Raw genomic sequence first — 23,843 nt, 5'->3', positions numbered from 1 at the left:
AGACATACAACTTACAGAATTTAATTTGCCCAACTTCACCGCCAGGTGAAAAGCCTGGCCTACGAGGGTTTTGAAACCGAAAACAAGGATCGATTTCAATCTTCATTGAATTATTATTAAGGCTCCACCAAATAGAATTCTCTCATAATGTCTATTTTTCGTGGGTCCTGAAGTAAAGCTCTGTCCGAAAACATCATAATTCCGCTAGCAGGAAATGAGCTCCCTTGCAGCATTGCTTCTCGAAATTCAGTAGGGCTGACTTCGCCCGGACTATTATGTGCTTGCACAATGGGCCAAATTTCTGGCTTGTTTTCAGGGCGTATTGAGTTAGTTAACGAATCCAGCCAAGTTGTATATTCTCCAATCCAATTAACAGGACGATCTTTCATATGATGAAACAGCATCGGAGCCAAAACATCAGCTTCTCTGGCAAAGTCATGGATATCGATACCCATTATGCGATAAAGGGCAGAATCATACTCATCAGGATACCAAGCGCAATAAAATAAGCCTAATAAGGATTCTGGTTGGTGACTTTTTAAAATTTGCTTCAAATCTATTATCCACTCGGTTAATATGCTTCTGCGCCAATCTCTCCATTCCTTTTCATGGTAAGACAAGATATAATTGGAAATATCCGAAATATTTTCCTCCGCAATATCAATATTGTATTTACTCGAAAATAAACCGGTACAACGCTCGCAGAAGCAAGTTTCAGGCAAAATTGGTTCGGGAGTCTCAAATTGAGCATGCCAATGCAAATAATCAAGAAAAATACCATCCACCTTAAACTGGTTAAGAATACGTTGAAGATGCTGCCTTCTATCGGCCTTAAAGTCCGGGCAAGTAGGGCAGATACCCATAAACCAGTCAGCAGGGGGTGATTGCTCCCCACTCGCTTCTATCGGCCAACAGTGCGGATTGTTTTCAAGATATTGTTTTCCGAGTAATACGGGAAACTCCACAAAAACCTTGCACCCTTGTTCAAGTGCGGCATTGTACAATTCATCGTTGAGTGAACTGCTTCTGACAACTATTGCATTGAGGCCCAATTCGTCAAAAGTATAGCCGGCATCCAATAATGTACCCGGATTGCCATATACACCTTTGATAAAAATCTTTTCGGTGTGATTCCTGCTGGAGTTGCATGCACAAATACCAAAAATCAGTACGAAAGCAACAACTATAATCTGAGGATAATGTCGTTTTTTTATCATATTATTCACCTTTATAATTTGTCTGAATGGTATTTTTTTTGTGCATGGGCTCCAATCAATTCTTTATCCGCGATAAATCATGTTTAAAAGCTCTTTTGAAAAAGTTTCATTTAAATAGTTGATAATGGCTGTGTTCATTGTGTTGTTTAGGATTGAAATTTAATAAATGTTTTTTGAACCGTTCTTTCCAGTTCTTACTTTTTCTTGTTTTTTTGCTCTTAACGGCCACTCGCTTGAGCGATGTGTTAACGAGAGGCCTGCAGTCTGTCGTTTTTAATGACAAAAAATGATGACTAAGGGAAATTTATCTCTTTAGAACATGTAATTCCCTTTACCCAAACAATTAAGTTGCGGATCAGTAATTGGAATCCTGGTCATGTCCTTTAATTGGCATTCCATCACAGGAACCTGCTTTCATCCAGAGCTTCCGCATTTTGTATCGCCTGCTTAAAAGACGAAGCTTTTAAAGCCTGTAAATCCCTGCTTAACTGAAACCGGAGGGCGAATCCGTTCCAGCCGGTGCTTTATGGTACGAAATCACTCTTGAATCATACAAATTGACAGAATAACACCTCCTTTAATATCAGAAACAGGTGCATTTCAAAAATAAAGAGGTTGTTTTGTCACAAAAAGAGGTCCATTTGAGACAGAAAGGGGTACTTTCAGGATAAAAAGAGCTGTTTTCAGCTGGGGATAGATTAATGAACACACGAAGGCATGAACGTAGGAACGCACGCAGAATCCGACCAGCTAAATAGCTGAGCTTCTTAAAAATCCGGCAGTCAGTTTTAACAGTCGCAGAGTAGCGAGTACCAAACAGAAAACTGACAACTGACAACACTCCTAATTAACCGCAAAGAATACAGAATCAAGTAATCAGGCAGAAGAAGATCACCCATGCCCTTTGCCGCTGGTGAACTTAAGTACTCAGGAACATTAAAAACCCAATTCCCCCACTTCACCGCCAGGTGAAAAGCTTGGCCTACGAGGGTTTTGAAACAGAAAACAAAGGAGGGAATCCGCGCAGGACCTGCTAAGAAAACCCTGTTTGACGACCAGCGGGAGGAGTTGGTTTTCGGGGAGTGACTGATCCGCCGTTTTCGTTCAAAAGCATCGTCCGCCTTGATCTTTTCGTTCTTTTGGATTAAGCCAAAAGGACAAGATCAATGAAGGCATGAACGCACGCAGAATCCGACCAGCTAAATAGCTGAGTTTCTTAAAAATCCGGCAGTCAGTTTTAACAGTCGCAGAGTAGCGAGTACCAAACAGAAAACCGTCAACTGACAACTGACAACACTCCTAATTAACCGCAAAGAATACAGAATCAAGTAATCAGACAGAAGGCAGAAGAAGATCATCCATGCCCTTTGCCGCTGGTGAACTTAAGTACTCAGGAACATTAAAAACCCAATTCCCCCACTTCACCGACAGGTGAAAAGCTTGGCCTACGAGGGTTTTGAAACAGAAAACAAGGGAGGGAATCCGCGCGGGCCCTGCTAAGAAAACCCTGTTTGACGACCAGCGGGAGGAGTTGGTTTTCGGGGAGTGACTGATCCGTCGTTTTCGTTCAAAAGCATCGTCCGCCTTGATCTTTTCGTTCTTTTGGATTAAGCCAAAAGGACAAGATCAATGAAGGCATGAACGCACGCACAATTCAACTAGCTGACAATCTAAGCATCCGAAGATCTGACAATCAACTTCTAATAGTCGCAGAGTAGCGAGAACTGAGTAACGAGTACCAAACAGAAAACTGTTACTTCATAATATAGGTTGACGCTATATAGGGTTGAAAACTTCTTTAATTTGTAAAAATTATGAGAAGTCAAAGAAAGATCCGAAGAACCTTTAGCACAGCCTTCAAAAAGGAAAAAGTGGAATTGTTAGACAGTGGAAAAATCACTGTCACAGAACTAAGTCAGATTTATGAAGTAAGTACCACTGCAATCTACAAGTGGAAAAAGAAGTATTCCAAACTCAGTCAATCGGAGCGGGTTGTTGTTGAAAAGATCAGCGAGGAAACTAAGAACAAGGAATTGCTTGAACGGATACGTGATTTGGAGCGTATTGTAGGAAAGAAACAGCTTGAACTGGATTACTACAAAACCACACTGGATGTTCTTAGCGAAGAAGAAGGAGAGGATCTGGTAAAAAAGTACAAACCCAAGTCATGACTCAACTTCGCACGCAAGGACACAGCCTGAAAGCGATCTGCAATTTTGCAGGAATAAGCCGTCAAGCTTACCACAAGCGTCTTATTCATCAAAACAGGAAAGCAGAGCTCTATGATCAGGCGGAAAAGGTTGTTCTCCGAAATCGAGGTATAAAATCACGATCAGGATTACGAACAATTTTTTACAAAGAGCAACTGTCCACATCACTTGGGGTAAACCAATTTGAAAGGGAAATGAGTGCGCGCGGGTTTGCTTTAAAGCCCTATCGGTCTTACATAAAGACAACCGACTCCAGGGGGCATCACTATAAATTTGACAATCTGGTATCCGGAATGAACCTGAGGACAGATAATCAGGTTATTGTTGGCGATATCACCTATTACCAGAACTCAAGCGGATTATACTATATCTTTCAGTTTCAGGATTATTACACCTTAGAATTAAAGGGACTAATAGGTAGCAAGACCATGGAAGGGGTAAATGCAGAAAAATGCCTTCGACAAGTTTTTAAATACAACAAGCAGGGCAAGTATAATCATAAGCTGATCTTGCATACTGATGCCGGGTCACAATACAGAAGCCATAGCTTTCAACGCTTATTGAGAAATGCACAGATTACACCGAGTCATGCCCGGAATTGTTTGGAAAATGGTTTGTCAGAGAGAACCAACGGCATAGTCAAGAATGAATATCTGCTTGATTATGACATTAAGAATGTAGCTCATTTAAACAGGGCTTTGCAAAAAATCAAACACCAGGTGAATGAAGTATGGCCATCCCAGGCCTTAGGGTACATGACTCCAAAGGCTTTTGCCCAAAAGATTCGAGGAATCCAGGCTGATAAGCGTCCTGTAAAGCAGATCAAAGAAGTTAAAATATAATCATGTTTTTTTTTAAGGCATACACAACCAAAAAAGTTTATACTTTTAAACCAACAAAAAGGGGAAGAACGAACCGTCTCCTCCTTGGAACTTTTTCAGTTGATAAAGCTATCCCTTGATGGGTTGCTCCCCAGCAGAGCCCATCTCCGTTTCACTTTACAGTGATAAAAGTAAAACGTGTATTTTGATTAAGTAAAATATGTTATTAACAAGAAGTTTCAATTAGTCTATATCGTGTCAACCTCATTTATGAAGGGTCAAACCGTCAACTCTCAACTGACAACTGACAACTGACAACTGACAACACTCTCCTTAACACCAAGGAAACGCGAAGAAAGGAACACACGGAGGCACGCATCTTATGTACTGATGAACTCAGGAACTGAGAACTAACAAAAGCAGCGGGGCAGGCTGACAAGCTCAACCGCCCCTTCTGTCAATTAAAGTTCGAGCCGATAGGTTTGTCCTTTTTCGGTTTCCAGCTCAATTCGTTTCCCTTCGTAGCTAATGCAGGCCTTATTCCCATTCTTCGAGAGCAGCGAGGCTTCAATCAACGTTCCATTCTCCCATTTCATGGCTACTTCAAAGCCACCCCGGGCACATAAACCTCTCACTTCGCCATCTTTCCAAGAGGAAGGCAGGGCGGGCAGCAAGCGTATTTCATCGGTATGACTTTGCAGGAGCATCTCTGCAATTCCGGCAGTGGCTCCCAGATTGCCGTCAATCTGGAAAATATGAGGCGGATGTAAGTCAAACAGGTTGGGGCTTATTTGTTTTTCAATCAGCCGGTAAATGTGTTTATTACTCTCATCGCCATCAAATAAGCGGGCGTAAAAGTTAATCATCCAGGCGCGGCTCCATCCGGTTTGGCCACCACCGGCCGACAAGCGTTTGGCCAAGGTTTTTTTGGCCGCTTCAAACAGCTCAGGCGTATTCTTATTGATTTGGTTGGACGGGTATAACGCATACAAGTGCGAAATGTGCCGGTGTCCAACTTCTGCTTCTTCGTAATCTTCATACCATTCCTGAATGGTGCCATCCTTGCCAATTTTGATCGTGGGCAGCTTTTGAAGCGCATCAGTAATTGAAGGGGTCAGTTCGGTTGGCTGATTCAATATTTTCTCGGACTGCAAACAAGCATTGAAAACATCGCGGATAAGCTGAATATCAATGGCGGCCGCCACTGTATTTCGAAGCGTCTTCCCGGTTTTCGGATCAATGTAACTGTTTTCGGGCGAATAAGAAGGAGCTGTCACCAGTTCGCCTTTTTCATTTTCCTGCAGGAAATCGAGAATAAACCGGGCCGCACCACTCAACACCGGGTAAGCCTGGCCTTTTAAGTAGGCCTGATCCTGCGTGAATTCATAATGACGCCAAAGGGTGATTGACATCCAGGCGCCAGCCAAAGGAAAACAATAGCCATTGTTCACCTGCGATGCTTTGGTAGAACCGCTGGCCGTTGTCCGTCCAAAGGGGTTCGAAACATGATGCGCCATCCAGCCCTCGGTATCCAGAAATTTGGAGGCGGTCACCTTCCCTTTTTCCGACAGGTTTTGCATGAAGGCCGATAAGGGACGCATGGTTTCGCTTAAGTTACAAACGTCGGCGGGCCAATAATTCATTTGCAGGTTAATGTTTAAATGAAAGTCAGACTCCCAGGCAGCCCACATTTCCTTGTTCCATATTCCCTGTAAGTTGGCCGGAAGAGCTGATTGGCCGCCCGAACTGGTCAACAGCAGGTAGCGCCCATACTGGAAAAACAATTCCGTCAGGTGCTTGTCTTCCTTGCTTTCTTTGAGGTTGGCCAAGCGAATGTCGGTCGGAATGGTATCGCCATTGGCAGGCGCAATGTCAAAGCGTACCCGGTTCATAATGGCTGCATGACTGGCTATGTGTTCGGCTTTCGCCTTTTCGTAATCAATGGCCGAAGCCATTTCAATCGATTGCTCACAAAGCGCGAAAGGATCAATCGTCCGGTCAAAATTCATAAGGTCGGCATTATAGTCGGTTGCCGCAGTAACCAGAACTGTAAACTCATCCGCGTTTTCAATAATCAGTTGATTGCCTGCCGAAGTCAATTCTCCGTTTTGGTTTTTCACGGATACCATTCCCGCAAACTTAAGATGATAACCGCCTTCACCCGAGCCTCCCGGATTATCATCATAGCCATTCGGATCATCAAAAATCTGCCCGTCAATAATCAGTTGGTTACCTTTTACGAATTGCTTGACATCCGTTTCCCGCGCAAAGTTCAGCTCACTAGTTACGGGCTCACCGTCCAGGCTTTTAAAGTGATAGAATAGGGTGTTGTACTTGGTTGAAATAAACGATTCTCGAATAAACCGCTTGCCCGCAATTTGGTATTGAACGGTGCTAATACCCGTTTGCAAATTCAGCTCACGCTTGTATTCTTCCGCATTTTGGTGCTGACCAAATGTGATGAATAAATCACCCAGCGTTTGATAAGATCGGATGGAAGTGGGAGAAACTGCCAGATGCTGCATACCATACTCCAGGGCCTGGTCATACTGGCCCGCCAAGTTGAGCTCCTGAAATTTCGCGTAATGAACTTGGGCATTTTCAGGTATCGGGTCTTCGGGGCAACCTCCCCACAAGGCCTCCTCATTTAACTGAAGTTTTTCTTTTTCGGGGGCGCCATGCACCATAGCTCCCAGTTTCCCATTTCCCAGGGGTAATGCCTCGAACCAATCGGAAGCAGGTTGCTGATACCACAACACATGGTCCTTATTCGCTGGACTGTTCGTGCTTTTACTGCAAGCTGTCAATAAGCATATGGCCAGCACCGGTAACCATACACCCAAACGTAGGTTTCTTTTCATCATGTTCTTTTTCTTTTATTAACAATACCTGTTAACAACGTCCAAAAATGACGCACCATATTATTTCTAAACATGCTCGGTATTGTTCTAACACATTGGTTTAATTTCTCTTTCGAATTCCGCTATTCGGTCGGTTAATTTAGCCCCACAAGTTATCAAAATCTATCTCAATGCCATTTATTCCGAGGCTTCTTTCAAGATAATTCATCATAATTCTAAATAATCAAGAAGCAAATACAAGAAGTCACGAACGTATGAACGCACGAAGTCAGGCACATTCAAAACATCCAACAATCAATTTTAACCGCAAAGGAGCGAGAATTGAGTAGCGAGTACTTTACCGCGAAGGCGCAAAACCTGCTTCCCCCCACTTCACCGCCAGGTGGAAAGCTTGGCCTACGAGGGTTTTGAAACAGAAAACAAGGGAAGGAATCCGCGCAGGCCCTGCTAAGAAAACCCTGTTTGACGACCAGCGGGAGGAGTTGGTTTTCGGGGAGTGACTGATCCGTCGTTTTCGTTCAAAAGCATCGTCCGCCTTGATCTTTTCGTTCTTTTGGATTAAGCCAAAAGGACAAGATCAATGAAGGCATGAACGTACGAACTCACGCAGAATCCGAATAGCTGAGTATCCGAAAAAACCGGCAGTTAATTTTAACAGCCCTAGAGTAGCGAGAACTGAGTAACGAGTACCAAACTGACAACTGTCAACTGAAACTACTCCCCGGTAAACTTAAAGATCATATCAAAACCACTGTCGTTCGACGAGTTGTTGAGCTGGAAGAACAAGAAACGAAAAAGCTCATACTCGAGCCTCACCTCGTATTTGGCCATATCTTTCTGGTTGGTTTCTCCAAAGCGCTGTTCATAACTTACAAACAAGTCGTTGGTCAGGTACTTGCCCACTACCACGGTGGCATTTTCAAAGTTGCCTTCGCTTTTCACTTCAATGTAATCCACATTCAGCTTATTGCCCAAAAAGTTGGTTAATTGCGACGACAGGATGGACGCTGCGGCCTGCCCGGCCATGTTGCCCGCGCCGCTTACATTCTCCTGCTGATCCATGGTCAGCTCATTCATACTTCGGCCAAATAGAATGTAGGACAGCGCATCGCCTTCCGTAATACTGCTACCATCCAGGGTGAAGTTCACAGCAGGCTCCTCTGCTGTTCCGCTAATGACCACTTGTAATTTCTGCTGAATACGCTCCGCATTTCGGAAGACATAGTTGGCTGTAATATTCATTTGTGGCATCAGCTCCTCGCCTCCCTGAAAGCTGATGGTTCCGGATTCAATCATGAAGGTACGCCCAAACAAATCGTACTGTCCGCGCACCACATCAACCGTTCCAAACAGTTCAAAAAAGTCGCGGTGCTTAATCATTTTCAGGTCTCCCGACAATTCAATGTGCATATCTTCACTCTTGATCCAGGTATTCTTCGGAATTTTTAAGCGCACTTCCCCCGTCAGGTTATCAAAGTAATCAAAACTTAAGGTGTCTTTGGGTTGGAAATCAACGACAGCTGTAGGCAGCGAGTCGCTCTTCGTTTGTTCCATTCGCTCCAGCTCCCGCATCAAAATTGGCTGAGGCAATTCAGGTTCTGTCATTTTCCCCATCAGGTTAAAAATGGCAGGTAAGTAAAGCTCACTCTTCGGAATATTCAGATCGCCATCAAATTGCACATCCTCTTTGTTTCCTTCGAGACTCGCCTGCCCCGAAACCTGCATATTAAACTGCTTATGGTTAACCGGATTAAACCGATCGAACAACAGCTTGACGCGTGAGTCGCGAATATCACCTTTGTAAAAGTCAGAACTAAAGCCAATCTGTCCCGACCCCGTCAACTTACCATCCTTCGAGCGAATCAGCAAGGTGTCGAGCAGCACTTCTTCCTCTTCAAACTTAATTCCGAAGCGAATTTCGGGGTAGTCCACCCCATAATCAGGCATCCGAAGTGATGCGTTTTGCAACTGCAAACCTCCCCTCAGATCGGGTGACTCCAGCGTACCTTTGGCATCCACCCGGCCTTCAATATAACCCGCAATTTCCTGCCCAAAATCCAGGGTTTGCAAGATCGCCAAGGGAAACTTATCAATGGTCAGCTTAGCCTCAACAGCTTCTTTCGGACTGAAATCAACCGTCATGTTATCCAGTCGCAGCCCCAAAGGCACCGAGCCGGTAAACGCGATCGTCCCGCTATCCTGAGGAATCAGCTGCACTTCCATCCCCAGAAGGTCTTGGGCATAATCGAAGCTGCCGCCAAACTGGGTAAACCGATAATCGTTCAGCAGCGCATTTTCCAAGCCAAACTGTCCCCGAAGCTGCGGAGCATCTGCCGTTCCTGACACTTTCAGCTTAGCCTGAATGGTACCCGAGGCGGGCACTTCCTGATCCACCAAAGCCAACAAGCGCGTTAAGTCGATGTTGCCAATATCAAGTGTAAAATCTTCCTCTCCCTGGCGGCTGATCTGCCCCTGCGCCATCACATACTGGCTCGAATCACTAGCGTCCGAAGCCATTCTAAAGGAGCTTAACCGATAATTGACGGAGTCCATTTCAAAAAGAGCCGGTGCATTTTGCAAGCGCCAGTGCTCCTCCCCAAAGTCAATCCACCAATCTTCCAAACTCAGGCGCAACTGATCGCCCAGCTTCACCCCGGCCTGCCAGCCGCTAATCAGTTTCTCGGCCACCACACGCCCATCCACCCAAACTGAATCCGGAGTAGCCTGGGCATCCAAAGTCAGAGAATCCACCTGAAGCTGATCCTGCGTCAACTGATAGGCCCGCACACTTGCCTGTACCGTTGTGTCCGCTTTAGAAAGCACCCCGCGTGCGTCCACCTCCAGGCGTTTCAGGTTGATCGTTTGATACAAGGTGTTGTTCACCTCCAGGGTTGACTCCAGATTGAGCGAGTCGGGCATCCCCCACAAATGCGCCTGCAGCTGTCCACTGGCAAACAAGCTATCCACCGGCAAATAGCTTTTCAACCCATTCAGCCCGTCAAACGAAACAGCCAGCAAAAGGTCCGATGCAGCATTCAGACTATAATTTCCCCGCGCCGTAAGCTGCATTTCGTCAATATTGAAAACCAAGGAATCGATCAGCACATTTTCATTTTCATACGTCAGTTCAGCCAGCAGGCTATCGAGCTGCATGCTTTGAAAAGAAGACGGTTGCATAGCTAGTCGCCCTTGCACCTGCATATTTTTCGGATCAAAACCACGCCCTTCGAGCTGCGCCGTTAAATTGAGGTCCGACTGCAGGCTGTCGTTTCCGGCCAGCGGCGCCAGGTTTAGATGAGTCACTTGCAGACCTACACCATAAATCGGTTCATCCAGCAAGTGGCGAATATCCGGCTGCAGCTGAAAACTTCCAAACGCCCCCTCGCCCTGCATCATCCCACGCAGGTGTCCGCCATTCAGCTCAAAGCCAAACGATAAATCCGCCAGCGAGTGTCCGGCAAGCAGCAGATCGTTAAACTGACCGTCCAGTTCTACCTGCGCCGTTTTAGGATCCGTTCCCCGGCCGTTCAGCCGAAGTTGCCCATCAATCAGGTAATTTGCAAAAGCCTCGCCCAGCCAGTAAGCCAAATCCAGTTGCGTAAGCTGGCTCTCCAGTTCATACTCCAACGGAACATCTGCCTGTTCGAACAGAAAAGCTCCTAGGTTAGGGGCGTGTACATCCAGATGAATCTGCTGCTTGCCATCCAACAACTCCAAACTGGCCGTGCCGCCTCCTTCTTCCATGGAAGCATCGAGGGAAAAAACCGGGCTGGCCGGCAAGTTTAGCCCGGGCAGGAGGAATTCAAACTCCTGCAGATTCAGAGGCTCCGTAGTCAGTTGAACACTCCCCTCCTTACTGGTCTTTTCCGCCAGCCGACCTTGTCCACTCAGTTGATTGCGGGCGGTCTTGATCCGGAGGTTCCTGAGGCTGGTTATCTCTGAATTTCGGTTAAGCTGAAACGCCAGTTGCTGCAATTCCAAAGAGGGGCTTTGGGTTATAAACGACAACTGACTCAGGTTCAGCTGCTGTTCTTCTGAAGAAAATGTCAGGCTTAGGCCGGCATTTAGCTGATCAATACTACGGGGAATAATGGTATCCGTCGCGTCAATTTGAATCCGGGCATCCACCAGGTCAAATCGGCCAATTTCAACGGAAAAGGCACTTGACGAGTTCGTCGTGTCAGTATCAGCTTCCTCTGCTGTTGGTTTAGCCAGATGCTGCACGTTCCAGCTCGAGTCAGCTTCCTGCTTCAAATAAAAACAGGGTTGACTGATTCGTATTTGATGAACCTGCAACTTCTGATTCAGCAAAGGCCACAGGCTGTAATCCAGCGATAGTTCCTCAATGAAAGCCACCGTATCCTGCTCCTGCAACAGTAAAATCTTTTCCAGGCGCAGGTTGGTAAAATAGTTCCCCTCTAAACGGCCAATGCTCAGTTGCCCATTGAGGACTGCAGAAACCTGCTCTCCAGCCACACGGGCCAGTTTCTGTTTCACAGGTCTGGTTTGAATAAGCAAGCCCGCCAACAGCACAAGCAGCAGGATTATAAGGAAAAAATATCCCAGCAGTCGCAAACTATATCTGATCACTTTTCTCATGCTCCAGTTCATTCTTTTTAAAAGGCCTGTCCCACACTGATGAAAAATTGCGGACTGCGCTTTTCGTTCCATACCGGGAAACCCAAATCCAAACGCACCGGACCAATGGGTGTATCAATGCGCAAACCACCTCCGGCCGCATAGGCCAGATCGTTCAACTTGTAGGTGTAGGCTTGTTGCCACACATTTCCGGCATCCAGGAAAGCCACCCCGCTAAACCGCCAGAACAGCGGATAACGTAGCTCAATATTGCTTTCCAAAATACTATTACCTCCCAAGGGCGTGCCACTCTCCCGCTTAGGCCCCAGCTCCGACCGGTTCCAGCCTCGTACCGAATTACTTCCACCGGAGTAGAACCGATCCTCAACCGGAATAAAACCATGACTGTCAATGGAGTTGATTCCACCCGCCATCAGCCGAAGAGCCAGGACAAAACGGCCCATTTTCTGGTAATGCCGTGCATCAGCCCAAAGCCGGGTGTAATTGAAATCGCCGCCAAAAACACGGCCATTCACCTTAAGCCCCAAGGAAAAGTTAAAGCCCTGACGGGGTGTAAATTTAGGGGTGGAATTATCAAACACAGCACTCAGCAAAACACCCGACTTCGTATAGGTAAATTGATCGCCTACAACGCCAATGGGTTCCAGATCGCCTTCTTCCACTCGCTGCTTTACTTTTTCATAGTAATAGGTGGCCGTGCTATTCAGATGCTTGTTAAAATGATAGGTCACTGGCACATTAAGTCCATAGGTGCGGGTTTCATAGCCCGGTTCCGAATTCCGGCTTATAAACGGATTGAGCGAAATGGTACTCTTCGTCCCGATAAACTGGGGTTGAATCCACTTTAAGCTTACATGATAAGGCTCAAGAGCCGAATGCTTGGTATACAGATTAATGCGCCGGGCGCTTCCCAAAAAGCCCAGGTAATTGAGATCCAGAAAAGTCCGAAACTTATCTTCGGTGCCATAGCCCACTCCCACCCGGGTACTTAAACGCGGGGCTTCCTCCACATACAGAAGAACAGGAATCGGGTTCTTTTCGGTGCTTGCATCCTTTTGAGGTAAAACCGAAACAACACGAAACAGCTGCAAGAAATACAAATCTTCTCGCGTATCGGTCAAAAGTGATTTATTGTATAAGTCGCCTTCTTTATAATTAAGCTGTTTGCGGATAAGAGCCTCATCAACATGCACATTTCCCTTCACCGTAGTTTCGCCAAACTGACTAACCGGTCCCGGATCAACCGAATAAACAATGCCGGTTTTCAATTGCTCCGGCTTCAGATTTAAAGCATAGTCTACCTTCACATAGGCATAGCCCAGGTTTCGAAAAGCGTTTTCAATCACCTGCAAATCCTGTTGAATCCACTCATCCCGAAAGCGCTTGCCCTTCAGCAATTTCATCTCCTTGAAAACCTTCCTGGTCAGCGAGTCCTTATCGATCCTGGGGGTTTCACGGGTACTCCGAATCACCACACTATCGGCCAGCACCGGTTCTCCTTCTTCAATCTGCACAACAACCTTAACCGTTCGCTTTTTTTCGTTGATTTCCAGCGGAGCCAGCGAAACCCGGGTGTTCAAAAAACCCTCACTCTGGTATATTCGTCGCAGGCGTTCCATATCAAGATCAACCAAACGCTGGCTGTACAGGAAAGGGGTGGCTTTCGTGATCAGTTTCTCCACGTAGGACACTTTTTTTAAGGCCAGCTGATCGAGCAGGAAGTCCTCTTCCAGGGTCTTATTGCCATGAAAGCTCACATTGCGCACTTCATAGTTCTCCTGAGCTGCCAACCTCAATCCCAAGGAACAGCTAATCCAAAAAACACCAATTAACCAACATGTTTTAATCATATTCCAACCATTCATCCTTCCCGTAGGCCGACGGCCTGTTTCGCTTCACCTAAAAGCAACCTGAGTATTCAGGGCAAGACCTGTCGCCTGGTTTATTCTGGCAATTTAGAGTAATTGTCTGATCATAAAAAAAAGATTTGCTGTTTTTGTTCACTTCCGGCTAACAATGACCAGCATTACCAATTTTGTTCCAGTTTTCCGATCCATTTACTTGCCCGCATAAGGCAATTTGTTCGGGGATAAAATTCTACACCCTTCCCCAAAAACGGGGATTCTCAGCGCAGCCGCATTTCCTGAAGCAAGTTATTGAAAGCATTTTAACCGAACTCAAGGGATTGGCACAATTCTTTCTGTTTTGTCTTACGTTTAACAAACGAGCCATGAAAAATCAAGCACTAATCCGGTTTGCAGCACAGCTATTCATCTTAACAATCTTTTTCATTGTCCTGATTCTGGCCAAGGACATTCTGATTCCTTTAGCCATCAGCATCTTTCTTGCCTACACCATTTATCCGTTGGTTTGGGCCATTGAAAAGCGGGGTGTTCACCGCGGACTGTCTATTATTGTAGTTCTTCTTGTTACCCTATTGATTTTGATGACTGCAGGTCTGTTCATATCGGCTAAACTTTCGAACATGACCATCAACCTGAGCGAGTTGAAAACACAGATGGATGCCAAAATTGATACCGTACAACATATGCTTGAAATAAAAGCAGGCATCAATCCGGTCACCATGGATCATTACCTTACCAAGGCCACTGACAGCTTGTTTTCTTCCTGGCAATCCGCTGTTGGCAGCTTGTTTGCCATGACAACCAACACGCTTATCTTGCTGGGACTGCTTCCGTTTTATACTTTCTTCTTGCTGTTTTACCGAACGAAAACGGCTCATTTCATTTTCAGAATTGTTGGCCGAGACAATAAGGCAAAGGCCCTGCACATTATGCGGGAAGTTTCCACGATAACAACGAAATACATGAGCGGGCTGCTCATTGTGGTATTAATTTTAGCCATTCTGAATTCTACAGGACTACTAATCATTGGTATTCCCAACGCTATTGCATTTGGAATTCTGGCTGCTGTATTAAACCTGATTCCCTACATTGGTACTTTTATTGGCGGCTTAATTCCTATTCTCTACGTATTACTGACTTCAGCCAATCCTTTTGAGCCCATTTTACAAATCTTCATCCTTTTTAGTGTCATTCAGTTTTTGGAGAATAACCTGATTACGCCCAACATTGTTGGCAGCAACATCAAAATTAATCCGCTATCAATCATTCTGAGCCTTTTGTTTGCTAACCTGATTTGGGGCGTGGCAGGCATGCTGATTGTTGTTCCCTGCCTGGCCATTTTAAAAATTATCATGCGTAATATCGATGGACTCAAACCTTACGCCTTTCTGATCAGCGACCGCGGCGTAGATCAGCATCAACTCTCTGTTAAGCGTATCTGGAAAAAACGCATTAAACGAAAGTGACATGAAACAGTTAGTATGGCGAAAAACGAAATCAACCTGGCAAGTATTCCGCAAAGCCTCGATTCAGTTCATCGCGAACAATCCCGTGAACCTGGCAGCAACAACCGCTTACTTTGCCATTTTTTCCCTGGCACCAATTCTGATCATTATTATTTCAGTGTTTGGCCACTTCACCGGAGATGAAACCGTGAGCGCCAAACTTTTTGAAGAGTTGAATCTTTTCATCGGACCAGAAAACACCCAGTTTCTATCCAAAGCCATTGAAAATTACCAGCTCAAGGAAAACAGCGGCGTGGGTGCCATCATCGGAGGGGTATTTTTTCTGATATCGGCCACAACCTTGTTTAGTGTGGTGCAGGATTCCATCAATTACATTTGGCGGGTGAAAGTTAAATCGAAGCTCAAACAAGGCATCCTCATACTAGCCAAATACCGGCTGTTTTCATTTGGAGTTATTCTGTGCCTGGGCTTCGTTCTTCTTGCATCCATGCTGGTCGATGCGGCCATCAGCCTCCTCAAAGATTTTTTAAAAACCTATTTCAGTCCCGACTTTGTGTTCCTCGCTCATCTGGTCAATATCGCTTTCTCGCTGGCTATTGTCACCTCGGTTTTCGCACTCATTTACCGTTTTTTGCCCGACCTAAAAGTTCGGTGGAGTGCGGCCTGGCATGGCGCCTTTTTCACCGCCTTACTGTTTGTCATCGGAAAATCCATAGTCGGCTTAATCATTAGCAACAGCAATTTAGGAGCTGTTTATGGTACTGCCAGCTCCTTGGTCATCATTTTACTCTGGATCTACTTCATGTCGCTCATCTTTTACTTTGGCGTCCAACTCAGTCGCCAGTATTCCAGGTTCCATGGGCACAACAACACGCCCCATTCTTATGCCATTTCGTTTGAAATCACCCCCATTGAACGCTGATGGAGACTCCCCTCTTGAGCAACATGTACCTCTGCCATAAAACCCAAGGATACAGCTCTCCAAACTTAGGGTATACTCTTGCTCCCTTTGGGTATCGGTTTGCTCCCCAAGGTTTTCAACATTATCCCTTAGGGGATATCTATCATACCCAAGTACACCATTGATATCCCCTAAGAGATCATCTTCCTCCCCATAATTTTAACCTCAAAGCAACAGGGGATGGTCATCATACCCAACTGCATCATGTATATCCCCAAGGGTATTGCTTTCCTCCCCATGGGTATAGAAGCGATACCCTTGGGGAGGAGAATAAAAAAGCAGGGTACGGCTTTGCTACCCTTGATTTTTGACAGAAAGGATAAGGAGACGAAAGCTGTATCCGGCTTCGATGGAATAAAATCCAGATTAACAGGCCGAAAAAGGCAGGAAAATAGAGATTAAATGTTGATATAGGATGGGCAAGCGACTAACAGCCACACGGGTTTGCATACAAATACTAGTTCTTTTTGCGCACTAAAGTCAGTACAAAACCAACAAGCAATACAAAAGCGCTAATGATTACCGGCGTCCAATTGGCTTTGCTCACGGCCACTTCAGCCCCTAAAACACTAAAAGTCTCTGAATCATTAAGAGCCTGTATTCCAAACACAACAAGACCAATGATTCCTAATATTAACAAAACTGATCCTACAATTTTCATCTTGATTCGATTTTATGTTCAAGCTTCTCTCACAACAAAATCATGCCACACTTAACGCGCCATAGTCTAAAACACAGGTAATCAACAAAACCAAGCCCGACTCCCTTTCAAACTTCAGCAACTAAAACCCGGAAGGCTCTTCGGCTAGTTGGTTCTAAACTTCCCCAACCTGAGGTCGTCACTCCTCACACAAACTCATCAATAAAAAGGCCTAAAACCAAGCCTTTCAGGAGATTTATTTTTTGGCTTTCAATTTGCAAAGGCGGTAAAAAGAACCAATTTGATTACTCATGGCAATTATAGGAACAATTATAAAAAAGGCCGTTGAACTTAGCTACGCGGTAAGCTCCAAGTCTGATTTTCATGCCAAACAGCTTCAGGTTTTGCACGAGCTGCTTGTTAAAGCTAAAGACACCCGTTTTGGACAGCACTACCGGCTAGGAGACCTGCTTTATGCCCAAAACCTGGCCGAAGCCTTTGCTTTCCGAATTCCTTATTTTGACTACCATCAAATGGAAGAAGCGTGGTTGCACCGCCTGCAGCAAGGAGAGGAAAATGTAAGCTGGCCGGGAAAGCCAGCCTACTTTGCGCTAAGTTCGGGCACCACCGGTGAACGCAGCAAACGAATACCCGTTAGCGAAGACATGCTGAATGCCATCCGTTTGGCCGGGATTAAACAACTTGGGGCAACAGCCAACTTCAATTTGCCGGCTACTTTTTTTGAAAAGGAGGTGCTGATGCTTGGCAGCTCGACCCAACTCAATGAACGCAACGGTTACCTGGAAGGTGAAATTAGCGGAATAAGTGCCAGTAATATTCCTACCTGGTTTAAAGGCTTTTACCGTCCCGGGGAAGAGATTTCAAGAATCAACGACTGGGATGAGCGGGTTCTTGAAATAGCCAAACGTGCCCGCGACTGGGATATTGGGGCATTAAGCGGCATCCCTTCCTGGCTGCAGCTCATGCTGAAAAGGGTGATTGATTACCACGGCGTCAATACCATTCACGACATTTGGCCCAACCTGCAGGTGTATACCACCGGAGGCGTGGCCTTCGAGCCCTACGAAAAAACATTCAACGCCTTGCTGGCCGACCCGATTACCATCATCGACACCTATTTTGCATCGGAAGGCTTCATCGCTTTTCAGGAACGTCCGGATACCCGCTCCATGAAACTGCTGGTAGACAATGGGATCTATTTTGAATTTGTACCGTTTACGCCGGAAAACATGACCGATGAAGGAACTCTGAAAGCCGATGCTCCTGCGCTGAACCTGACTGAAGTGGAAGAAGGCGTGGAATATGTATTGGTGATCAGTACCGTATCCGGTTTATGGCGCTACATGATTGGAGATACCATCGCGTTTACCAACGTTGACCGGGCAGAAATCCGGATCACGGGGCGAACCAAGTTTTTTATGAATGTCGTTGGCTCCCAACTTTCTGTCGATAAAATGAACCAGGCCATCCTGGAACTGGAAGACCAGTTCGACATTAAAATTCCGGAGTTTACCCTTTCGGCCATTCGAATTGATGGCCAGTTTTACCATGTTTGGTACCTGGCCTGCGATAGTCCGGTTGACCCGCAACACTTGGCCGAAGCGCTGGATAACAGGCTTAAGCAAGTCAATAAGAACTACCGGGTGGCCCGCTCCAAAGCGCTTAAAGGTGTGCAGGTGCATACCCTGCCCAAATCGTGCTTTCTGGATTGGAATACTGACCAACAGAAAAAAGGGGGGCAGGTGAAAATGGAACGGGTGATGGATCAAAAACGCTTCCGGGAATGGGAAAATTTCGTCAAACAATGGACGTCCAAAAATAACTACAAATCAACAACTTAGAAATCAACCAAAAATAAAATCAATATTTCAGGTCATTTTTTCGGTCTAAAATGAAACAAACAAATTAAAATCACTTAAAAGAACAAGTCACATGAAAACAAATTTGATAAATGATTTGAGTGGAGAAAAGGTTAATTGAGTATTTAGTTGGTTTAGTTAGATCTGATAACAGGCAGGAGGAGTTTCCACCAGCCTGTTTTCATTTTTTATACCGGCTCCAATCGTCTCTGTCTGGCTAAGCACTAGCCTCCGGAACGTTTCACCTTGTAGCCTTCTTTTTGAAGAATTTGCATAACCTGATCGCGAAAATCGCCTTGCACCATAATTTCTCCATCCTTGGTTGAACCGCCAACACCACATTTCGACTTCAGCAGTTTGCCCAAGGCTTTCAGATCATCTTCCTGTCCAACAAACCCCGTCACCAAGGTTACGGCCTTGCCTTTGCGGTTTTTCTTGTCCAGGCTCACCCGCAAATCCTGCTTGCCCGGTGCCAGTGTTTCCTGCTCCGAGTCCTCCTCCTTGCTATAGCCAAAATCAGGATTGGTTGAATAAACCACTCCCAAACGCTCTTTCCAATCTTTTGCCATAATCTTTTGCCTTTATTCCCTCAAAAATAACAAGAAAAAACGGATGACCGCCGACAGCCCTTCATTCTTTTTATTTTGATTTTTTGAACCTTTAGGAGCCGGCGCGGTTGCTGTAGTTAATAAAATAGAACGAAAAGGAATGGCACAGCTGATCGATGTAAAAGACAAAAAAGATATTTTGCCCCAATACCAAAATACCCCTATTGGTTTATTGTTGGAATACCAAAATTTAAACAAGACTTTTTGTTCGTATAAAAATCCACAAATGCTGATTGGCATGTGCATGGATAACCGGAAAAACCTGTGGGTTCCGGATAACTTTGCCTACATTATCCGCTCGGGGGGTGCTAACCTGTTTTACCATGAATTCCAGGTTTCGTATGCTATTGGCGTTGGAGGTGTTCGCCACATTGCCCTGATTGCACACGACAACTGCGAGATGGTTCAGCTGGAAGATCGTAAAGATAAATTTATTGAAGGCATGGCGGCCAATGCCGGCTGGGAGAAAGATACGGCACAAATGCATTTTGAGAACCTCTCCCCCTTTTTTGAAATTGGAAATTCCATTGATTTCCTGGTGGCTGAAGCCCGGCGCCTGCGACGTCGTTACCCCAAGGTAACCGTTGCTCCATTATACTATAGCGCAAAGACCAGCAACTTATCGCAGATTGAAACAGAATAACCCCTGAATCATTGGTTTGATTCAAGGGTTATCATCTACCTAAAACTTAAATAAAACTCTTGTAACAATTAGAAAGTCAGCGTCAAACCGGTCATGAAGTTAATTCCGGCTTGTGGATAATAGTACGCCCAGGTTTTTTCTACCCCCTGCTCATACCAATTGCCCCCATAACCATTGTTTGAGTATTCCGCATCCAACAGGTTATTAACCTGAACAAATAAGTTGATTTTGCTGAAGAAAGATTCTTTCAAGATCAAGTCTCCGCGCAGGTTATTTACAAGGTACGCATCAATTTTACGATCTTCGCTGGAAGTATTGTCAAAGTACTGTTTGCCCACATACTTTGTGATCAGGCTGAATTTAAGAATCCTGGCCGGTTCATAGGCCAAAATACTGCTTCCCATAGTTTCGGGAGAATAAGCAATATTGGTTGTTCCTAAATACTTGGCTCCTTCGCTTTCATTCCAGTCTTCATCATAGTAGGTCGCATACTCCACGTAGTCTTTGATTTTATTACTACTCAAGGTGAAGTTAAAATCCCAGTTCAGATTATGGAGAATTTTCACCCCGCCAACAAATTCAATTCCGGCGCGGTAACTTTTATCCACATTGGTCATAATGCTGTTTCCAACATTGTTTTTCTCCCCCGTGGGAACCAACTGGTCGCGGTAATACATGTAGTACAAGTTGACACCAAAAGCGGCTTTGGTAGCGCTGAAGTTATACCCCAATTCATAGTCATACAAGGTTTCGGATTTTGGCAAAACGACAATATCCTCTTTTATTGCTTCCTTAAAAATCGTCCGGGTGGGTTCGCGATGCCCAATACCAAAGGAAAAATAAGCCTCCTGGTTTTGAGCCAAATCATAGAACAAGCCCATTTTAGGGTTGAAGAAATCGTATTCATGCGTCTGATCCAAAGCAATCAGATCGTCGTCCTGCCCGCTCATCTCGTAATTGATTCTGCGATATTGCAAGTCTCCGTAAACATTAAGTTTCTTAGCCAGTTGATAGTTCAACTTTCCAAAAACGTTGAAGTCCGTTTTTTCGCCCACATTGAAATACCATTCGTGGTCTTTTTCAGTGGTTCCGGCATTGCGCATCCAAATAATCTGTCCAAAGTGATCGCCATCATACTTATTCCAGGCACCCCCCAAACTGGCATCCAGTTTATTCCGGTTGTAATTCAACGAAAAAGTGGCTCCATAAAAGTCATTGTCCAACCACTTCCGGCGAATCAAATCCGTTTCCTCCAGGGTCTCTCCACCTATCGTTACATTTTCCAAACCATAGTCGGCATAAGCCTCATCTTCCTTGTACTGTTCGTAGTAGCCCTCTCCTGCCGTATAGTGCATGCCCACATTCAGGTTGGTAAACGCGCTTAACTGGGTGGAATAAAATACCTGGTAGTGATCCTGGAAATAGTTATCCGTCTGATCTTCGTAGTATTGTTTATTCCCAAATTCGTCGGTATACTCTCCTGCCGGGTTATATTTCCGGTCTTCTTCCGGATTTGGATTTCCCCACCAGCTAATTCCGGTACGCTGATCTCCGCTAATAATGTTTGCCTTGATAAGGCTCTTTTCGGTATAGTAAGCCGCACTGATGAAGTAAGACTCATGATCCACAAACGTATGGTCTACATAACCATCTGAATTGAGTTTGGAATAGCGCGCATCAACTGTAAACTTACCATCAATAAGTCCAGTTCCTGCTTTTATGCTGTTTTTGTTGGTTCCAAATGAACCGACCAAACTCTGAGCTTCCGCATATGGATCTCCATTAAACGTTTCGGTTTGGAAATTGATAGTGGCCCCAAAAGCGGCAGCTCCGTTAGTGGAAGTTCCCAGCCCACGCTGAATCTGCACATTGTCAACCGAGCTGGCAAAGTCGGGCATGTTCACCCAAAAAGCTCCCTGCGATTCGGAATCATTCAGCGGAACTCCATTGATTGTAACATTGATTCGGGTAGGATCCGTTCCTCGAATCCGAAGAGCAGAATAGCCAATGCCGGTTCCGGCTTCCGACGAAGTAATAACCGATGGTGACAATCCTAGCAGGTAAGGAATATCTTGTCCCGCTGCCTGGGCTTCAATATCCTCACGGCTTAAATCTGAAACCGCAACCGGTGTTTTAGCTCCGGCCCGGGTTGCCGAAACAATCACCTCTTCAGCAAGAATATCCAACGGAACCAAAACGACATCCCGAACAACATTCTTAGTCACTTTCAAATTGATACTCTGGGCTTCGTAGCCCATGTAAGAAATCCGGAGCGTGTAATTTCCGGCTTTTACATTTTCAAACTTATAAGCTCCATTAACATCAGCCGATGTTCCTTTGTAAGTTCCGGACAGCACTAAATTAGCGCCAACCAGTTTCTCTCCCGATTCATTCATCACTTTTCCGGAAACCGAAAACTGTGCGAATGAATACACAAACAAACACTGCAAAAGCAGCATTAATCCTAAACGTTTCATTTTGTGATAATTTTGGTTAAATAATAACCAATGAGGTAGGAATAGATTTCCTTTCGCCCTCCCTACGCCGGTACTAACCGGATCAGGTTCATTGGGTATGATCTCAGTCCGTAAAATCTTGGACACCCCATTGCGTAAATGTTGCCGCAAAGGTAGGAAGAAAAAACAAACTCTTCATTCTAAATAGTCCAACCAGCTTCCCTAAAACCTGAAAATAATTCAGAACCAACCGCTTAAAAGATGAAAATTTGACTTCAAAAACGACATTTTGACAACACAAATTATCATAACTACAGACTTCTGTGCTTAATAACAAACTGGAATGCGCTTTGCTGGAGACTAAGTGTTGACGCTGAAGTTAAACAAAAATAAAGGAGGATTTAGTTATGTTACCATTAATCAGAAACAAGCAAAGTGTTCCAAGTTTATTGGACGATTTCTTTGGAAGAAATATTTGGAATGATGTTTTTGATAGAACCGAGTGGAACTCAAATCCAGCCGTAAATGTTTATGAGAAAAAGAATGACTTCGAAATTGAAGTTGCAGCACCAGGACTGGATAAAAAAGATTTCCACATTGATCTGAAAGACAATATTCTGACCGTTTCTTCTGAGAAACAAGAAACCAAGGAAGAGAAGGATGGCGAAAAAGTGGTTTTTAACGAATTTAACTATTCTTCATTCAGCCGGTCATTCCGGCTTCCGGAAGGTGTGGATGCCAACAAAATCAAGGCAACACACAAAAACGGAGTACTGAAAATCACACTTCCCAAACGGGAAGAACTGAAAAAACAAGTATCTCGCATGATTGAAATTTCATGATCCCAAAAGGTTTAGTTTAGTTAGTAATTCTGAAGCCTCGCCAAACGGCGGGGCTTTTTTTTATTGCAACTGATTGGAAAGAATCTCGAAATTGCTGTTACGGCATACCGCCCGCAAAGTTTTTAATTCTGACTTACTACGCACCCCAATAATCCCGTAAACCGGTTTTCCTGGCATTAAAATCTGGTTCGCCAGTTGAAAATTCATTAACTCATCTTTTAATGTTGAGTTTTCTTTAATCCGAAAATCATCAACTTGTTCCGCAACAGACATGGTAAGTGAATCATACTCTTCATACGGATCATCATATCCCTCATCATCGTCGTCATCAAAGATCATGACTTCAATCAATGCCACCGGAAAAAAAAGAAACATCAAAGGAGATATACGCTGTCGTACCTTCCGAGCCAGCCAGGCATTGTGCACTAGCTCCACCTGCTCATCACCATTAAAAAAGGAAAGTTGCGTTCCATGGATTGGGTGCTTGCTGTTGTTGATTAAACGAATGCTGACAACATGAATGTTTTTTCGTTTTGCCCACCGTGCTCCTTGCTTATTGTTGGTTTTCTCAATAACATTATCAACATAACTAAAACTCAATTGGTTATCCATCTGCCCCACAGGATACGACCAATCCTGAACACGTGTAAGCGTCCGATGTTTTACAGCGCAAGAGCAACAAACGACAACGAGTAGTATAATCAACAACTTTCTTATTAACATGAGACTTTGGATAAAAGTGCATTCGAAGTTAACAAAAATAAAAAAGTAAGT

Annotated in this window: 16 protein-coding genes and 1 riboswitch; of the genes, 8 read left to right on the top strand and 8 right to left on the bottom strand. The window is 44.9% G+C overall.

The window, feature by feature from the left end; genetic code table 11:
- Nucleotides 1–116: 116 nt before the first annotated feature.
- Nucleotides 117–1,217, bottom strand: coding sequence for a glycoside hydrolase family protein (locus ACRD6K_RS11365; protein ID WP_430973350.1), 1,101 nt, complete (start codon nt 1,215–1,217; stop codon nt 117–119).
- A gap of 1,814 nt (nt 1,218–3,031) precedes the next feature.
- Between ACRD6K_RS11365 and ACRD6K_RS11360 the strand changes: the two genes are divergently transcribed.
- Together ACRD6K_RS11360 and ACRD6K_RS11355 are read left to right on the top strand one after the other, a co-directional pair.
- Entirely contained in the window at nt 3,032–3,388 is a 357-nt protein-coding gene (locus ACRD6K_RS11360) for a transposase (protein WP_430973349.1), read from the top strand.
- Entirely contained in the window at nt 3,385–4,269 is an 885-nt protein-coding gene (locus ACRD6K_RS11355; protein ID WP_430973348.1) for a DDE-type integrase/transposase/recombinase, read from the top strand. Before ACRD6K_RS11360 ends, ACRD6K_RS11355 begins: the two co-directional genes overlap by 4 nt.
- A gap of 440 nt (nt 4,270–4,709) precedes the next feature.
- Here ACRD6K_RS11355 and ACRD6K_RS11350 read toward each other — a convergent pair whose 3' ends face one another.
- The 3 genes from ACRD6K_RS11350 to ACRD6K_RS11340 all read right to left on the bottom strand — a co-directional run bounded on the left by ACRD6K_RS11350 (nt 4,710) and on the right by ACRD6K_RS11340 (nt 13,558).
- Entirely contained in the window at nt 4,710–7,112 is a 2,403-nt protein-coding gene (locus ACRD6K_RS11350) for a glycoside hydrolase family 95 protein (protein WP_430973347.1), read from the bottom strand.
- 711 nt (nt 7,113–7,823) lie between these two features.
- Nucleotides 7,824–11,708 (bottom strand): translocation/assembly module TamB domain-containing protein, encoded by a 3,885-nt coding sequence (locus tag ACRD6K_RS11345; protein WP_430973346.1) that lies wholly within the window; start codon nt 11,706–11,708, stop codon nt 7,824–7,826.
- Nucleotides 11,709–11,725: 17 nt separating this feature from the next.
- Nucleotides 11,726–13,558, bottom strand: a complete 1,833-nt coding sequence (locus ACRD6K_RS11340) for a BamA/OMP85 family outer membrane protein (protein WP_430973345.1) — start codon at nt 13,556–13,558, stop codon at nt 11,726–11,728.
- 380 nt (nt 13,559–13,938) lie between these two features.
- Here ACRD6K_RS11340 and ACRD6K_RS11335 point away from each other — a divergent pair, with 380 nt between their 5' ends.
- The 3 genes from ACRD6K_RS11335 (at nt 13,939) to ACRD6K_RS11325 (ending at nt 16,402) form a co-directional block, all read left to right on the top strand.
- A complete protein-coding gene (locus ACRD6K_RS11335) occupies nt 13,939–15,039 on the top strand; it encodes an AI-2E family transporter (protein ID WP_430973344.1) in 1,101 nt (366 codons plus the stop codon).
- A gap of 1 nt (nt 15,040) precedes the next feature.
- Nucleotides 15,041–15,961, top strand: a complete 921-nt coding sequence (locus ACRD6K_RS11330) for a YihY/virulence factor BrkB family protein (RefSeq protein WP_299582268.1) — start codon at nt 15,041–15,043, stop codon at nt 15,959–15,961.
- A gap of 219 nt (nt 15,962–16,180) precedes the next feature.
- A complete protein-coding gene (locus tag ACRD6K_RS11325) occupies nt 16,181–16,402 on the top strand; it encodes a hypothetical protein (RefSeq protein ID WP_299582270.1) in 222 nt (73 codons plus the stop codon).
- A gap of 55 nt (nt 16,403–16,457) precedes the next feature.
- Here the strand turns inward: ACRD6K_RS11325 and ACRD6K_RS11320 are convergent, their stop codons facing one another.
- The gene (locus tag ACRD6K_RS11320; protein ID WP_299582271.1) at nt 16,458–16,661 is read right to left on the bottom strand and encodes a transglycosylase; all 204 of its coding nucleotides are present in this window, start codon (nt 16,659–16,661) and stop codon (nt 16,458–16,460) included.
- Between the two features lie 290 nt (nt 16,662–16,951).
- Between ACRD6K_RS11320 and ACRD6K_RS11315 the strand changes: the two genes are divergently transcribed.
- Nucleotides 16,952–18,502 (top strand): GH3 family acyl-acid amido synthetase, encoded by a 1,551-nt coding sequence (locus tag ACRD6K_RS11315; protein ID WP_430973343.1) that lies wholly within the window; start codon nt 16,952–16,954, stop codon nt 18,500–18,502.
- Nucleotides 18,503–18,744: 242 nt separating this feature from the next.
- On the opposite strand, the gene ACRD6K_RS11310 is transcribed toward ACRD6K_RS11315, so the two are convergent.
- Complete coding sequence (locus tag ACRD6K_RS11310) at nt 18,745–19,089, bottom strand: translation initiation factor (protein WP_299582275.1); 345 nt, start codon at nt 19,087–19,089, stop codon at nt 18,745–18,747.
- 139 nt (nt 19,090–19,228) lie between these two features.
- Here ACRD6K_RS11310 and ACRD6K_RS11305 point away from each other — a divergent pair, with 139 nt between their 5' ends.
- Complete coding sequence (locus ACRD6K_RS11305; protein ID WP_299582277.1) at nt 19,229–19,771, top strand: carbonic anhydrase; 543 nt, start codon at nt 19,229–19,231, stop codon at nt 19,769–19,771.
- Between the two features lie 68 nt (nt 19,772–19,839).
- On the opposite strand, the gene ACRD6K_RS11300 is transcribed toward ACRD6K_RS11305, so the two are convergent.
- Nucleotides 19,840–22,248: a TonB-dependent receptor gene (locus tag ACRD6K_RS11300; RefSeq protein ID WP_430973342.1), complete on the bottom strand. Its 2,409-nt coding sequence runs from the start codon at nt 22,246–22,248 to the stop codon at nt 19,840–19,842.
- A 42-nt stretch (nt 22,249–22,290) separates the two neighbouring features.
- A riboswitch (TPP riboswitch) is annotated at nt 22,291–22,388 on the bottom strand.
- Nucleotides 22,389–22,634: 246 nt separating this feature from the next.
- On the opposite strand from ACRD6K_RS11300, the gene ACRD6K_RS11295 reads away from it, so the two are divergent.
- Nucleotides 22,635–23,069 (top strand): Hsp20/alpha crystallin family protein, encoded by a 435-nt coding sequence (locus tag ACRD6K_RS11295; RefSeq protein WP_299582281.1) that lies wholly within the window; start codon nt 22,635–22,637, stop codon nt 23,067–23,069.
- 60 nt (nt 23,070–23,129) lie between these two features.
- Here the strand turns inward: ACRD6K_RS11295 and ACRD6K_RS11290 are convergent, their stop codons facing one another.
- Nucleotides 23,130–23,774: a hypothetical protein gene (locus ACRD6K_RS11290; protein ID WP_430973341.1), complete on the bottom strand. Its 645-nt coding sequence runs from the start codon at nt 23,772–23,774 to the stop codon at nt 23,130–23,132.
- Nucleotides 23,775–23,843 lie beyond the last annotated feature (69 nt).

The sequence above is a fragment of the Sunxiuqinia rutila genome (genome assembly GCF_050589705.1).
Lineage (GTDB): Bacteria > Bacteroidota > Bacteroidia > Bacteroidales > Prolixibacteraceae > Sunxiuqinia > Sunxiuqinia rutila.
The sequence above is the reverse complement of the archived record's forward strand: the minus strand, read 5'-3'. Positions and strand labels throughout refer to the sequence as shown.